The organism is Mesorhizobium sp. USDA 4413 (genome assembly GCF_056280365.1).
In genome coordinates, this window is record NZ_JBVPRP010000001.1 from 516,442 (window position 1) to 528,759 (window position 12,318).

At 65.1% G+C, this 12,318-nt stretch carries 11 protein-coding genes; 7 read left to right on the forward strand and 4 right to left on the reverse strand.

Translation table 11 applies throughout. The annotated features are described in order from the left end of the window. Window positions 1-88: 88 nt before the first annotated feature. The 7 genes from ACVMIM_RS02595 (at window position 89) to ACVMIM_RS02625 (ending at window position 9,058) form a co-directional block, all read left to right on the forward strand. The gene (locus ACVMIM_RS02595; RefSeq protein WP_476110221.1) at window positions 89-2,500 is read left to right on the forward strand and encodes a glucan 1,4-alpha-glucosidase; all 2,412 of its coding nucleotides are present in this window, start codon (window positions 89-91) and stop codon (window positions 2,498-2,500) included. 48 nt (window positions 2,501-2,548) lie between these two features. Next, entirely contained in the window at window positions 2,549-3,562 is a 1,014-nt protein-coding gene (gene gnd / locus ACVMIM_RS02600; RefSeq protein ID WP_476110223.1) for a phosphogluconate dehydrogenase (NAD(+)-dependent, decarboxylating), read from the forward strand. A 13-nt stretch (window positions 3,563-3,575) separates the two neighbouring features. Beyond that, window positions 3,576-4,952, forward strand: a complete 1,377-nt coding sequence (gene zwf / locus ACVMIM_RS02605) for a glucose-6-phosphate dehydrogenase (protein ID WP_476110225.1) — start codon at window positions 3,576-3,578, stop codon at window positions 4,950-4,952. A gap of 17 nt (window positions 4,953-4,969) precedes the next feature. Beyond that, window positions 4,970-5,674 (forward strand): ROK family protein, encoded by a 705-nt coding sequence (locus ACVMIM_RS02610; protein ID WP_476110227.1) that lies wholly within the window; start codon window positions 4,970-4,972, stop codon window positions 5,672-5,674. Between the two features lie 207 nt (window positions 5,675-5,881). After that, window positions 5,882-6,343 (forward strand): Ros/MucR family transcriptional regulator, encoded by a 462-nt coding sequence (locus tag ACVMIM_RS02615; RefSeq protein ID WP_476110229.1) that lies wholly within the window; start codon window positions 5,882-5,884, stop codon window positions 6,341-6,343. Window positions 6,344-6,568: 225 nt separating this feature from the next. Beyond that, window positions 6,569-7,669: an aminotransferase class I/II-fold pyridoxal phosphate-dependent enzyme gene (locus ACVMIM_RS02620; RefSeq protein ID WP_476110231.1), complete on the forward strand. Its 1,101-nt coding sequence runs from the start codon at window positions 6,569-6,571 to the stop codon at window positions 7,667-7,669. Between the two features lie 147 nt (window positions 7,670-7,816). After that, window positions 7,817-9,058, forward strand: a complete 1,242-nt coding sequence (locus ACVMIM_RS02625) for an MFS transporter (RefSeq protein WP_476117073.1) — start codon at window positions 7,817-7,819, stop codon at window positions 9,056-9,058. Between the two features lie 105 nt (window positions 9,059-9,163). Here the strand turns inward: ACVMIM_RS02625 and ACVMIM_RS02630 are convergent, their stop codons facing one another. From ACVMIM_RS02630 to ACVMIM_RS02645, 4 genes are all read right to left on the reverse strand, one after another. Beyond that, complete coding sequence (locus tag ACVMIM_RS02630) at window positions 9,164-9,394, reverse strand: hypothetical protein (protein ID WP_476110233.1); 231 nt, start codon at window positions 9,392-9,394, stop codon at window positions 9,164-9,166. A 96-nt stretch (window positions 9,395-9,490) separates the two neighbouring features. Further along, window positions 9,491-10,207, reverse strand: a complete 717-nt coding sequence (locus ACVMIM_RS02635; protein ID WP_476110234.1) for a glutamine amidotransferase — start codon at window positions 10,205-10,207, stop codon at window positions 9,491-9,493. Window positions 10,208-10,225: 18 nt separating this feature from the next. Continuing rightward, window positions 10,226-10,705 carry a tellurite resistance TerB family protein gene (locus ACVMIM_RS02640; RefSeq protein WP_476110236.1) on the reverse strand — a complete coding sequence of 160 codons (480 nt, stop codon included), beginning with the start codon at window positions 10,703-10,705 and terminating at the stop codon, window positions 10,226-10,228. Between the two features lie 32 nt (window positions 10,706-10,737). Then, entirely contained in the window at window positions 10,738-12,315 is a 1,578-nt protein-coding gene (locus ACVMIM_RS02645) for a heme biosynthesis HemY N-terminal domain-containing protein (protein WP_476110238.1), read from the reverse strand. Between the last annotated feature and the right edge of the window lie 3 nt (window positions 12,316-12,318).

A 12,318-nucleotide genomic window follows, 5' to 3' on the forward strand; every position in this document is an offset into this window, starting at 1 on the left:
AAAGCATTGGCACTGCCCGATCAACTTGCGGTGCGACGATTGAAAAGACGGCGACTCCTGGTCTAGGAACGCGGCAGGAGGCCAATGCATGGCAGTGACGCCGACCGTTGCTCAAGGCGCGCCCGGAATTCCCGCACGCTGGACGTCAAGCGCCAAGAGCGGCGTCGGAACCGCCCTTTCGGCAAAAAGCCCGCTCTGGTTCACAACCAGCCACGGCATCCTGAACGAGATCTATTATCCGCGCCTCGACAGCGCCTGCACGCGCGACCTGGGGCTGATCGTCACCGGTCCCGGCGGCTATTTTTCCGAAGAGAAGCGCGATGCGGCCCACACTGTCGAGTCTTTCGAGGACGGGGTGCCTGGTTACCGGCTGACCAACATCGCTTCCGATGGGGCCTACCAGCTCGAGAAGCGCATAGTTACGGACTCCAAACGGCCTGTGCTGCTGCAGGAAACCAGTTTCACCGCGCTCAAGGGCCAGGCGACCGACTATCGCGTCTACGCGCTGCTTGCGCCGCATCTCGTCAACGCCGGCATGGGCAACACGGCGTGGATTGGCGAGCACAAGGGGCAGCGCCTTCTCTTTGCCACCGGACGTGGCGTCTCGCTGGCGCTTGCCTCCTCGTTGCCTTGGCGCGCCTGTTCGGCCGGCTATGTCGGCTTCTCCGACGGCTGGCAGCAACTGCACGATAGTGGCGCGCTCGATCCTTCCTGTCATACAGCCGAAAACGGCAATGTCGCACTCACCGGCGAGATCGGCTTTTCGACCGGCAGGACGGTTGCTTTGCTGGCGCTCGGCTTCGGCGCTTCACCCGAGGAAGCCGCCGACCTTGCCCTTGGAAGCCTGAAACAGGGCTTCGAGCCGGCGGCGAAGACCTATGTCGACAATTGGCGGGCGTTCCAGGCAAGGCTGGAAAAGCTCGACCGCCGCGCCGCTTCCGGTCTGAACTCTTACCGCGCCAGCACGGCGGTGCTGGCGACGCATCTGTCGATCGCGCGGCCCGGCGCCGCCGTCGCCAGCCTGTCGATCCCCTGGGGTTTCAACAAGGGCGACGACGATCTCGGCGGCTATCATCTCGTCTGGCCGCGCGACCTGGTCGAGACGGCCGGGGGCTTCCTCGCCGCCGGCGACGGCAGGCAGGCGCTGCAGATCCTCACCTATCTGCGCTCGATCCAGCAGCCGGACGGCCACTGGCCGCAGAATTGCTGGTCCGACGGCACCGCCTATTGGCCCGGCATCCAGATGGATGAATGCGCCTTTCCGCTGCTGCTTGCCGACGCCCTGCGCCGCGCCGGCCATCTGCCGAAGTCGAAGCTCGCCGACTTCCTGGCGATGATCGAGAACGCGGCCGCCTATGTCGTGCGCAACGGCCCGGTCACGGGCGAGGATCGCTGGGAAGAGGATGCGGGCTACAGCCCGTTCACCCTGGCCGTGGAAATAGCCGCATTGCTCGCAGCCGCCGACATGCTCGACGCCAGCGGCAAAAATGAGCCGGCAAACTATCTGCGCGAGATCGCCGATTGCTGGAATGATCAGATCGAGCGCTGGACCTATGTGACCGGCACGGAGGCCAGCACCAGGGCGGGAATCGAGGGATATTATGTCCGCATCGCGCCGCTCGACGACGGCGGCGCCGCCTCGCCGAAGGACGGCTTCGTTCCGATCAAGAACCGGCCGCCTGGCGACACCGACAAGCCGGCCGAAGCCATCATCAGCCCGGACGCGCTGGCGCTGGTGCGTTTCGGGCTCAGAGCCGCGGACGATCCGTGCATCTTGAACACTGTCAAGGCGATCGACGCCGAACTGCGCTGCGACCTGCCGCAAGGCCCGCTCTGGTACCGCTATAACGGCGACGGCTATGGCGAGCACGAGGACGGCGCGCCTTTTAACGGCACCGGCCGCGGAAGGCCGTGGCCGCTGCTTGCCGGCGAGCGCGCCCATTACGAGCTGGCCGCCGGTCGCAAGGACAAAGCCGCGCAGCTGCTGGAGATCTTCGAGCGCTCGGCCGGCGTGGGCGGTCTCCTGCCCGAGCAGGTCTGGGATCGCCGCGACATGCCGGAGCGCGAATTGCGACTGGGCGCCCCTTCCGGCAGCGCCATGCCGCTGGTCTGGGCGCATGCCGAGCATATCAAGCTGTTGCGCTCGCTGCGCGACGGCGCCGTCTTCGACCTGCCGCCGCAGGGCGTCGAACGCTACATCAAGGGCAAGACGGTCTCGCCGCTGCGGATCTGGCGCTTTAACCACAAGGTCCGCTCCATTCCGGCCGGCAAGACGTTGCGCATCGAATTGTCGGCGCCCGGAGTCGTCCATTGGAGCAGCGACAAATGGCTGACGGTGCAGGACAGCAAGACGGTGGAGAACGCATTCGGCATCCATCTGGTGGATTTGCCAGTTAACCGCCTGGAGCCGGGAACCACCATCGTCTTCACTTTTTTCTGGCCCGAGGCGATGCGTTGGGAGAATGTCGACTTCAGCGTCGGCATTAACGCTCAATCGTGATCCGGCAGGGCCATACTTCTCCTTCCTCAAGCAATCGGGATGAAAACCATGCAGATCGGAATGATGGGACTGGGCAGGATGGGCGCCAACATGGTGCGGCGCCTGATGCGCGACGGCCATGAATGCGTCGTCTACGACATCAATTCGGCAAGCGTTGCCGGCATGGTCAAGGACGGCGCCATTGGCGCGGCCTCGCTGGAGGAATTCGTCGCCAAGCTCGCCAAGCCGCGCTGCGCCTGGCTGATGCTGCCGGCCGCGATCACCGGCAAGATCGTCGACCAGGTCGCGGCGCTGATGGAGCCGGGCGACATCATCATCGACGGCGGCAATTCCTATTACCGTGACGCCGTCGACCAGGCGGCCAAGCTGGCGGTGAAGGGCATCAACTTCGTCGATGTCGGCACCAGCGGCGGCGTCTGGGGCCTGGAGCGCGGCTATTGCCTGATGATCGGCGGCCCCGACGAGGCGGTGAAGCATCTCGATTCGGTCTTCGCCACGTTGGCGCCCGGCGCCGATGCGGGCGCCAACCCGTCCAAGGATGCCGGCACGGCGCCCTTCGGCTATCTCCATTGCGGCCCGAGCGGCGCCGGCCACTTCGTCAAGATGGTGCATAACGGCATCGAATACGGCGTCATGGCCGCCTATGCCGAAGGCATGAACATCCTGAAGTCGGCCAATGCCGGCAAAAGGCAGCGCACCGCGGACGCCGAGACCAGTCCGCTCGAAAGCCCGCAATACTACCAGTTCGACATCGACCTGCCGCAGGTCGCCGAGGTCTGGCGGCACGGCAGCGTCATCGGCTCCTGGCTGCTCGATCTCACCGCCGGCGCGCTGAAGAACGACCCGACGCTCGCCCAGTTCGGCGGCCGGGTCTCCGATTCCGGCGAGGGCCGCTGGACGCTGAAGGCGGCTATCGACACCGGCGTCCCGGCCCCTGTGCTGTCCTCCGCGCTGTTCGACCGCTTCTCCTCGCAGGGCGAATCGCAGTTCGCCGACAAGCTTCTGTCCGCCATGCGCTATGCCTTCGGCGGCCATGTCGAAAAGCCGATGACCGGCGCGTGAGGGGAGAGACTGCATGAGCCAGGAGAGGTCGGACACGCTGGTGCTTTTCGGAGCGACCGGCGACCTTGCGCATAAGAAGATTTTCCCGGCGCTCTACCAGATGGTCGCCAAGGGGACACTGACCGAGCCGGTGATCGGCGTCGCCTTCGAGCCTTGGGAGCTGCCCAAGCTGGTGGACCGTGCGCGCGACGGCATCGTCACCGCGCTGGGCGCGGTCGACGACAAGGTGTTCTCCAAGCTCGCCTCGCTGCTGCGCTATGTCAGCGGCGACTACCGCGACAGCGCGACCTTCGAGAAGCTGAAGACGGCGCTGGGTTCCGCGCAGCGGCCGCTGCACTACATGGCGGTGCCGCCGACCATGTTCGAGACCGTCGTGCAAGGCCTGGAGCAGTCCGGCACCGCGCGCGGCGCGCGGCTGATGGTCGAAAAGCCCTTCGGCCATGACCTGCAGTCGGCGCGCTGGCTGAACCGGGTGCTGCATCTGGTCTTCGACGAACAGTCGATCTTCCGCATCGACCATTATCTCGGCAAGGAAGCGATCCAGAATCTGCTCTATTTCCGCTTCGCCAACTCCTTCCTGGAGCCGATCTGGAACCGCAACTTCGTCGAAAGCGTGCAGATCACCATGGCCGAGGATTTCGGCGTCGAGGGCCGCGGCAAATTCTATGACGAAGTCGGCTGCATCCGCGACGTCATCGAGAACCATTTGCTCAACATTCTGCTGCTTCTGGCCATGGAGCCGCCGGTCGGCCGCTCGGCCGACGACCTGATCGACGAGAAGGTGCAGGTGCTGCGCGCCATTCGCACGCTGACCAAGGACGATGTCGTGCGCGGCCAGTTCGACGGCTATCTGGCCGAGCCGGGTGTCAGGCCGAACTCGCCCGTCGAGACCTTCGCTGCGGTGCGCTTCTTCGTCGACACCTGGCGCTGGCAGGACGTGCCTTTTTTCATCCGCGCCGGCAAGAACATGCCGGTGCACGCGACCGAAGTGATCGTGCGACTGAAGCGGCCGCCGCTCGACGTCTTCGATCCGATCAAGCCGGGCGACGCAAATTATGTGCGCTTCCGCATCGACCCGCAGGTGGCGATCTCGATCGGCGCCCAGCGCAAGGTCGCCGGCGACGACATGATCGGCGAGCAGGTGGAACTGACCGCGCTGGATGACACCAAGGGCGACATGCCGCCCTATGAGCGGCTGATCGGCGACGCCATGAACGGCAACGGCCAGCTCTTCACCCGCCAGGACGCCGCCGAGCTTGCCTGGCGCATCGTCGGTCCGGTGCTCGGCGACACCACGCCGCCGGCGATCTATGCGCCCAAGACCTGGGGACCGGCCGACGCCATGAAAGGTTTCGGCCCGCCGGACGGCTGGATCAATCCGACCAAGTAACTTCCGGGGAGGACGGAATGGCGAAGGCAGCGAAGAAAGCCGCGGCAAGCAGCGATCCGGTCGTGCTCGCCATCGATGTCGGCGGCTCGCATGTGAAAATCCTCACCAGCGCCGGCGGAGAGATGCGCCGCGTCGCGTCCGGACCGAGCCTCACCCCCGAGCAGGTCGTCGCTTCGGTCAAGAAACTGGCAGAGGGCCTTGACTACGACGTCATCTCGATGGGCTATCCCGGCCCCGTGCGCGACAACAAGCCCTCGCTCGATCCCTTCAATCTCGGCAAGGGCTGGAACGGCTATGATTTCACCGCCGCCTTCGGCAAGCCGGTGAAGCTCGTCAACGACGCGCTGATGCAGGCGATCGGCAGCTATGACGGCGACCGCATGCTGTTCCTCGGCCTCGGCACCGGCCTAGGCGCCGCCATGATCATCAAGAATGTCGGCCAGCCCATGGAGCTTGCCCATCTGCCCTATAAAAAGGGAGCGACGTTCGAGGATTACGTCGGCGAACGCGGCCTAGTGAAGCACGGGAAAAAGAAGTGGCGCAAATACGTTTTCGACGTGGTCGACAGGCTTCGCGCCGCCTTGCAGCCGGATTATGTCGTGATCGGGGGCGGCAATGTCGACAAGCTCGATGAATTGCCTGAAAAATCCCGGCGCGGCGACAACACTCGCGCTTTCGAGGGCGGATTTCGTCTATGGCGCGACAAGGCTCTGATCATCTGATATTGTTACATTTCAGTATAATTGTTCAAAACACCGTGTATTGACGCGACAAAACGTTGCGTCGGGCAGATTTGCCGACTAGGAATTCGCCGGCCTGCGGCCCCTGCGGCTTTTCAGAATTCGCCAACAACGCTCGCAGCGCTTTGATTTACACACAGCGAAAGCCGGATCGGTTTCGCGGCCTTGCGGCAGAAATGGAGGGACTACGTGGACGAGGACATCAGCACAGCCAAGGAAGTCGACCTGCTCGAGCTCACCGCTCACATCGTATCGGCCTATGTCGCGAAAAACCGCCTGCCCGCTTCGGACCTGGGCGGACTGATCGCCAGCGTCGCCTCATCGATCGGCGGGATCAGCCAGCCGGTGGAACCCGCCGCGCCCCCGCCGGTCCCTGCCGTCAATCCCAAGCGCTCGGTGACTCCGGACTACATCATCTGCCTCGAGGACGGGAAGAAGTTCAAATCGCTGAAGCGCCATATCGGCGTGCATTTCGGCCTGACGCCCGAAGCCTACCGCACCAAATGGGGCTTGCCGGTCGACTACCCCATGGTCGCGCCCAACTATGCGGCCTCGCGCTCGCAGCTCGCCAAGTCGATCGGCCTTGGCCGCAAGGCAGAACCCGAGCCGGCGAAACCCACCAAGGGCAGGAAGGCCAAGGCGCCCGCCTGAAATAACCCGCCTGCACCAATGGTTTAAGCAAGCCTGCCGAGGAATCCGCCTTGGCAGGCTTCCTGCTTTTATGGCTTGGATATGGCGAGCAATTCCAGGAAAAGTGTAAAGCGGGTAGGCTCGGCGCCTCGCCGTAGCCTTCCGTCCGGAATTGCGTAAAAACAAGAAATGGAGCGATTTGCCGTTTCCGCGAAACGGCGAGGCGCTCCAACGGGGGAACCGGCCATGAATTATGCCAGGATGCTGATCGAGGTGGAAGCGCCGGAGGAATACGGCTACGACCGCATCCGCTACAACCTTTCCGAAAGCTCGATCGCCGACCAGAAGCTCTCCGACATCGGTCTGGCGCTGCCGGACCTCACCTTGTTCTATGGCGAGCATCGCGGCGACAAGAACTTGCGGGCGCTGATCGCCGCGCAGGACCGGGGCCTTTCCCCTGACGATGTGCTGGTGACCGCCGGCGCGGCCGGCGCGCTGTTCATCATCGCTACCGCGCTGCTTTCGGCCAGCGACCATCTCGTGGTGGTGCGGCCGAACTACGCCACCAATATCGAGACGCCCAAAGCAATCGGCTGCGCCATCTCCTATGTCGATCTCGATTTCGACCAGGGCTTTGTTCTCGACATCGAACGCGTGAACGCGGAGTTGCGGCCGAACACCAGGCTGATCAGCGTCACCTGCCCGCACAACCCGACCGGCGCGATGATGACGCGCGCCGATCTCGACGCGCTGGTTGCGCTTGCCGACAGCCGCAAATGCCGCCTGCTGGTCGACGAGACCTATCGCGACCTCTCTTATGGCGAGCGCCTGCCCGCAGCAGCCTCGCTCAGTCCCAACGCCATCAGCGTCTGCTCTCTGTCCAAGGCCTTCGGCATTCCGGGCATCCGCATAGGCTGGCTGCTGACCCGGGATCCGGAGCTGCAGGAAACTTTTCTCGCCGCCAAGGAGCAGATCGGCATCTGCGGCAGCGTCATCGACGAGGCGATCGCCCGCACCGTGCTCGAACGCCGTGATCCCTTCCTGGCCTCGCTCCTGCCGGACATGGCCAGGCGCCGCGACATAGTGCAAGGCTGGATCGACGGCGAGAAGCTGGTCGATTGGGTGCGGCCGCAGGGTGGCGTCGTGGGGTTCCCGCGGCTCAACGTCGATGCTGGCTTCGACCTCGACCGCTTCTACACCAGGCTGCTGGAGGAGCACGGCACCTATGTTGGCCCCGGCCACTGGTTCGAGATGCCCAAACGCTTCTTCCGCCTCGGCTTCGGCTGGCCGACGGAAGCGGAACTGCGCGGCGGGCTGGCGGCCATCTCGGCCGCGGTGAGGGGCTGAGTCGGTTTCACGGCAAAAAATTCGATTTCTTTGATCCAGCGCGGATTTTTTGCGCGCATGGCAAGACGAACTGGGCTAAGGGTTGCGGCCGGACCAGCGCCCACCGTGGAAGTGCCCCGCCGGCCATTGTCGCAACGGGGCCCTCGAATCATGACCGTCGAAGCAACGTCACCAGACCAGCGCTACGCCGCGTTCCGGCACCGCCCCTTCCTCAGCTACTGGACGGCGCGCTTCCTCACGACATTCGCCACCATGATCGTGTCGGTCGCCGTCGGCTGGCAGGTCTATGACCTGAGCCGCGATCCGTTCGACCTCGGCATTGTCGGCATCGTCCAGTTCCTGCCTTCGCTGCTTCTGGTCCTGGTCACCGGTGTCGTCGCCGACCGCTTTGGCCGCCGGCTGATCATGACGCTGGCGACGCTGGTCGAGGCCGGCTGCGCCCTGGCGCTGCTGCTTCTGACGCTGCGCGGCCTGAGCAGCCCGCTGCCGATCTTCATGGTGCTCGTGATGTTCGGCATTGCGCGCGCCTTCTACGGCCCGGCTTCGTCCTCGCTGTTCGCCAATCTCGTGCCGCAGGAAGACTTCGCCAACGCGATCGCCTGGAACTCGTCGGCCTGGCAGACGGCAACCATCGTCGGCCCGGTCGCCGGCGGCCTGCTCTACGGCATATCGGCGGAAGTCGCCTACGCCACCGCCGCCGTGCTGATGCTCGCCGCCGCGCTGCTCATCTTCACCATTCCCAAGCCCGCCCAGCAGACGGCCACCGACAAGCCGACGATGCAGACGCTGTTCGCCGGCTTCGGCTATATCTGGGGCGAGAAGATCGTGCTCGGCGCGATCTCCCTCGACCTCTTCGCCGTGCTCCTGTCCGGCGCCTCGGCGCTGCTGCCGGTCTACGCACGCGACATATTGGAACTCGGCCCCTGGGGTCTCGGCCTGCTGCGCTCGGCGCCCGGCATCGGCGCCATCTGCGTCGCCGTCTGGCTCGCCGGTCATCCGATCCGCGACCATGCCGGCAAGATCATGCTGGGCTTCGTCGCCTTGTACGGCGCCTCGATAGTGCTGTTCGGCCTGTCGACCATCACCTGGCTGTCGATCGTGGCGCTTGCCCTGCTCGGCGCCACCGACATGTTCAGCGTCTATATCCGCGAGACGCTGATCCAGCTCTGGACGCCTGACGATGTGCGCGGCCGCGTCAACGCCGTCAACCAGGTCTTCGTCGGCGCCTCCAACGAGGTCGGCGAATTCCGCGCCGGCACCATGGCAGCGCTGATCGGCACGGTTCCTGCCGTGGTGATCGGCGGCATCGGCGCGATCGCGGTCGCCGGATTGTGGGCCTATCTGTTCCCCGCGCTGCGGCAGGTAAGGCATCTCAACAGCCGCAACTGATTGGGCGGTGGATCAGGCCGACGGCACGCATCGGCCGCCATGGAGTACGGGGCTTGTAGCTAAGCTACGATGGCACCGACGCGGAAGCTCAGGTCGGGAGCAAATTTACTCCGAAAAGCTCACGCTCACGCCGCGCTGCCGGAAATATGCCTGCATCAGCTTGCGGCCGGCGCGGTTGTTCTGCACCAGCCTGGCCGGATCGAACACCGCCTGTTTCTTCCCCTCTCGTGCCAGCACGGCCTTGAGTGCCGCGATATGCGCGTCGAGGTCGGCATTGTCGGCTCGGAGTGAGGCATAGATATTTTCGGTCGCCTCGGCCACGGTCAGTTCGCTCACAGCTGTCGTCCTTTGATTGTTCGGGCGGCGCCTTAGCACAGATTCGCGGCTCCGCCGAGACCGACGCGACGCCGCTCAGGGCAATCGGCTTTTGCTCTATCCCACAGCTGGCCTGCCGAAGATCACCTGCAAGAACTCACCCAGCCAGCGCTTGAGGTGCATGTCCCAGATCAGCCTGCCGCCGAGATGGTCGCGGCCGGGCTGGGCGCCGGGCAATTCGAAGCGATGCGCGCCGCGCACCACCCAGCGCTGCATCATCACCCTTGTCAGCTCACCATGGAACTGGATGCCCCAGGCATTCTCGCCGTATCGAAACGCCTGGTTAGGATAGGTTTCCGCCGTCGCCAGCAGCGTCGCATCCTTTGGCAGCGAGAAGCCTTCGCGATGGAACTGGTAGACCATCTCCGGCCAGTGCAGCAGTTTCTTGCCGGCCTCGGTCGCTTTGATTGGATACCAGCCGATCTCGACCAGTCCTTCGCCATGGCCCTCGACCTTGCCGCCGAGATGGTTGGCAAGCATCTGCGCGCCGAGGCAGATGCCGAGGAACGGCCGGTTCTCCTTCAGCGGGATTTCCAGCCAATCCGTCTCGCGGCGCACGAACTCGTCTTCGTCATTGGCGCTCATCGGCCCGCCGAAGATGACCGCGCCGGCATGACCATCCAGCGTGCAGGGCAATTCGTCGCCCAATGGCGGCCGGCGGATGTCGAGATCGAAGCCTTCTTCCAAAAGCATATGGCCGACGCGTCCGGGGCTCGACGTCTCCTGATGCAGCACGATCAGGATTTTTGGTCTCGGCCTCGGTCTGGGTGGCATGGAAGGCGAAGGGTCCTGTTATTCGTCGCTCGACTTGCCCTTGGCGCCGGGCACCTCGGCCGCCGCCTTGCGGCGCGCCTCGATGCGGTCGCGGCGCTCGACGCCGATCAGCTCGGCGACCCGCCAGACGGTGTTGTCCTCGAGCTCGTCAAGCTCGCCATCGGCATAGACGATTTCCCACATCAGACCGATGAAGGCCTTCCGCGCCTCGGTGTCGAGGTGACGCTTGAGCACGCTGGTGAAGGCGTAGAGGTCGATGGCCTCATTGTCGGCGCGCTCGCCGGCTGCCGCCAGCGCATCGAGCTCCTCGCCGCTCACCGAATAGGTCTCGGCCAGGATCTGCTTGAACCGCTCCCATTCGACGTCCTGGCGCACGCCGTCGGCATTCATCACATGGTAGAGCAGCGCCGAGGCCGCGACGCGCGGATCATCGGCGCTCGGCTTGGCTTCGCGACCTGCCGGCAGATCCCTCAGGAAGGACAATACGCGCTCGAACATCGATGTTTTTTCCCTGCCCACCAAACCCGGCCTCAAAACAAACGAAACCGGCGCGGCGATTTTTCCGGTTGTTCTTCCGGCGCGACACCCGGATCGTCCGGCAGAGGCGGCAGCTCCGGACTCCGCCCATTGGTTCCGGGCTCGCCGACGGCTTCCGCAACGGCCGCGTCCTTCTCGCCGCCATTCGCCGGCGCCGGGGACGGCTTCTCGGCCGCAGCATCGGCAACGATGTCGATCGCCTTCTCGGCGACAGGCTGGACAGGCGGCGCAGCGGTGATCGCCGGCACCACAGCATCCGCGTCGCTGTCGATCAGCTGGCCGAGCCGCTCCATCGGCGCGCGCCAGGTGAAGGCGTCGAGCTTGCCGGTGACCGGCGACACCGGCGCCCAGCGCTCGGAGATGACGCCGTCGGCCACCCAGGCCGGATCGCGCGGCGCGCGCACCGCTTTGGATAGCAGCTGCCGCACCTTGCCCTGGTCGCCGGTCTCGGCCTCCTCTATGTCGGCGAGCAGAAGATAGGCGCCCTCGCGGCGATCCATGCGGATCGCTGCCTCCGCCTCGCGCCGCGCGGTGGCGAAATCCTGCGCGTCGAGCGCCGCGCGCGCCACGGCCATCGACGATTCGGCATGGTTCTTCTTCAATTCCTGCAGCTTCTTCGCCCGGTTGAGGCGGTCGAGCACGGCGTCGCCCGGCCTTGCATGGGTGTAGAGCTCGGCGATATCGGGATGCGGCTCGGCCTTCCAGGCGGTCTCCAGGATCTTGGAGCCCTTGCGCACGTCGTTTTGCCGGATGACCAGATCGGCGGCGATGACCGCCGCCGGCGCGAAATCGGGCGCCAGCTTGTTGGCTTCGAGTGCCGCCGTGCGGGCGGCGTTCGGGTCGCTGTCGACCAGCGCTTGCGCCTTGGCGGTGAGCAGCACGGCGCGGCGGCGGTTGGCCGCGTCGCGCTCGATCTGTTTGGTCGATTTCTGCGCCTCGACCAGCTTCAGCGCGCCGTCCCAGTCGCCGCGTTCGGTCAACTCTTCGAGGGTCGATTCCGCTGCCCAGGCAAGCTGCGGCGCCACTGCGGCCGCGCGGCCGGCATAGTGGCGCGCGGCATTGCGGTCGCCGAGCCGCTCGGCCTCCAGATAAAGCCCGCGCAGGCCGAGCAGCCGCATCTCGGGATCGTCGAGCATGCGCTCGAATTTCTCCCGCGCGCCCTCATGATCGCCTTCGAGCAGCGAGGCCTGCGCGTCGAGCAGGTTGATGAGCGGCTCCCGGTCGGAGCTGATCAGCTTGGCCGCTTCCTTGGCCTTCTTGCGCGCCAGCGCGCCGTCACCGGCGCCGGCGGCGATCATGCCGGTCGACAACGCCTGATAACCACGGTCGCGGCGGCGCACGCGGAAATAGCGTGAGATCGTGTAAGGGCTGTTCCACAGCGACTTGATCAGCCACCAGACGATCATCACCGCGGCGACCACGGCGACGATTGCCACCGCCGCAACCATCAGTGTGACCTGGTATTGGTAGCCGTTGAAGGTGACGATCATCTCGCCCGGACGGTCGGCCAGCCAGGCAAAGCCCAGCCCCAGCGCGAAGACGACGGCGAGGAAGACGAGGAGGCGGATCATCTT

What these genes read in the sequence shown, in the direction of transcription:
- ACVMIM_RS02595 (WP_476110221.1), top strand. Translation starts at nt 89, where the DNA reads ATGGCAGTGACGCCGACCGTTGCTCAAGGCGCGCCCGGAATTCCCGCA.
- ACVMIM_RS02640 (WP_476110236.1), bottom strand. Translation starts at nt 10,705, where the DNA reads ATGTTCGAGCGCGTATTGTCCTTCCTGAGGGATCTGCCGGCAGGTCGC.
- ACVMIM_RS02620 (WP_476110231.1), top strand. Translation starts at nt 6,569, where the DNA reads ATGAATTATGCCAGGATGCTGATCGAGGTGGAAGCGCCGGAGGAATAC.
- ACVMIM_RS02635 (WP_476110234.1), bottom strand. Translation starts at nt 10,207, where the DNA reads ATGCCACCCAGACCGAGGCCGAGACCAAAAATCCTGATCGTGCTGCAT.
- ACVMIM_RS02645 (WP_476110238.1), bottom strand. Translation starts at nt 12,315, where the DNA reads ATGATCCGCCTCCTCGTCTTCCTCGCCGTCGTCTTCGCGCTGGGGCTG.
- ACVMIM_RS02610 (WP_476110227.1), top strand. Translation starts at nt 4,970, where the DNA reads ATGGCGAAGGCAGCGAAGAAAGCCGCGGCAAGCAGCGATCCGGTCGTG.
- gnd (WP_476110223.1), top strand. Translation starts at nt 2,549, where the DNA reads ATGCAGATCGGAATGATGGGACTGGGCAGGATGGGCGCCAACATGGTG.
- zwf (WP_476110225.1), top strand. Translation starts at nt 3,576, where the DNA reads ATGAGCCAGGAGAGGTCGGACACGCTGGTGCTTTTCGGAGCGACCGGC.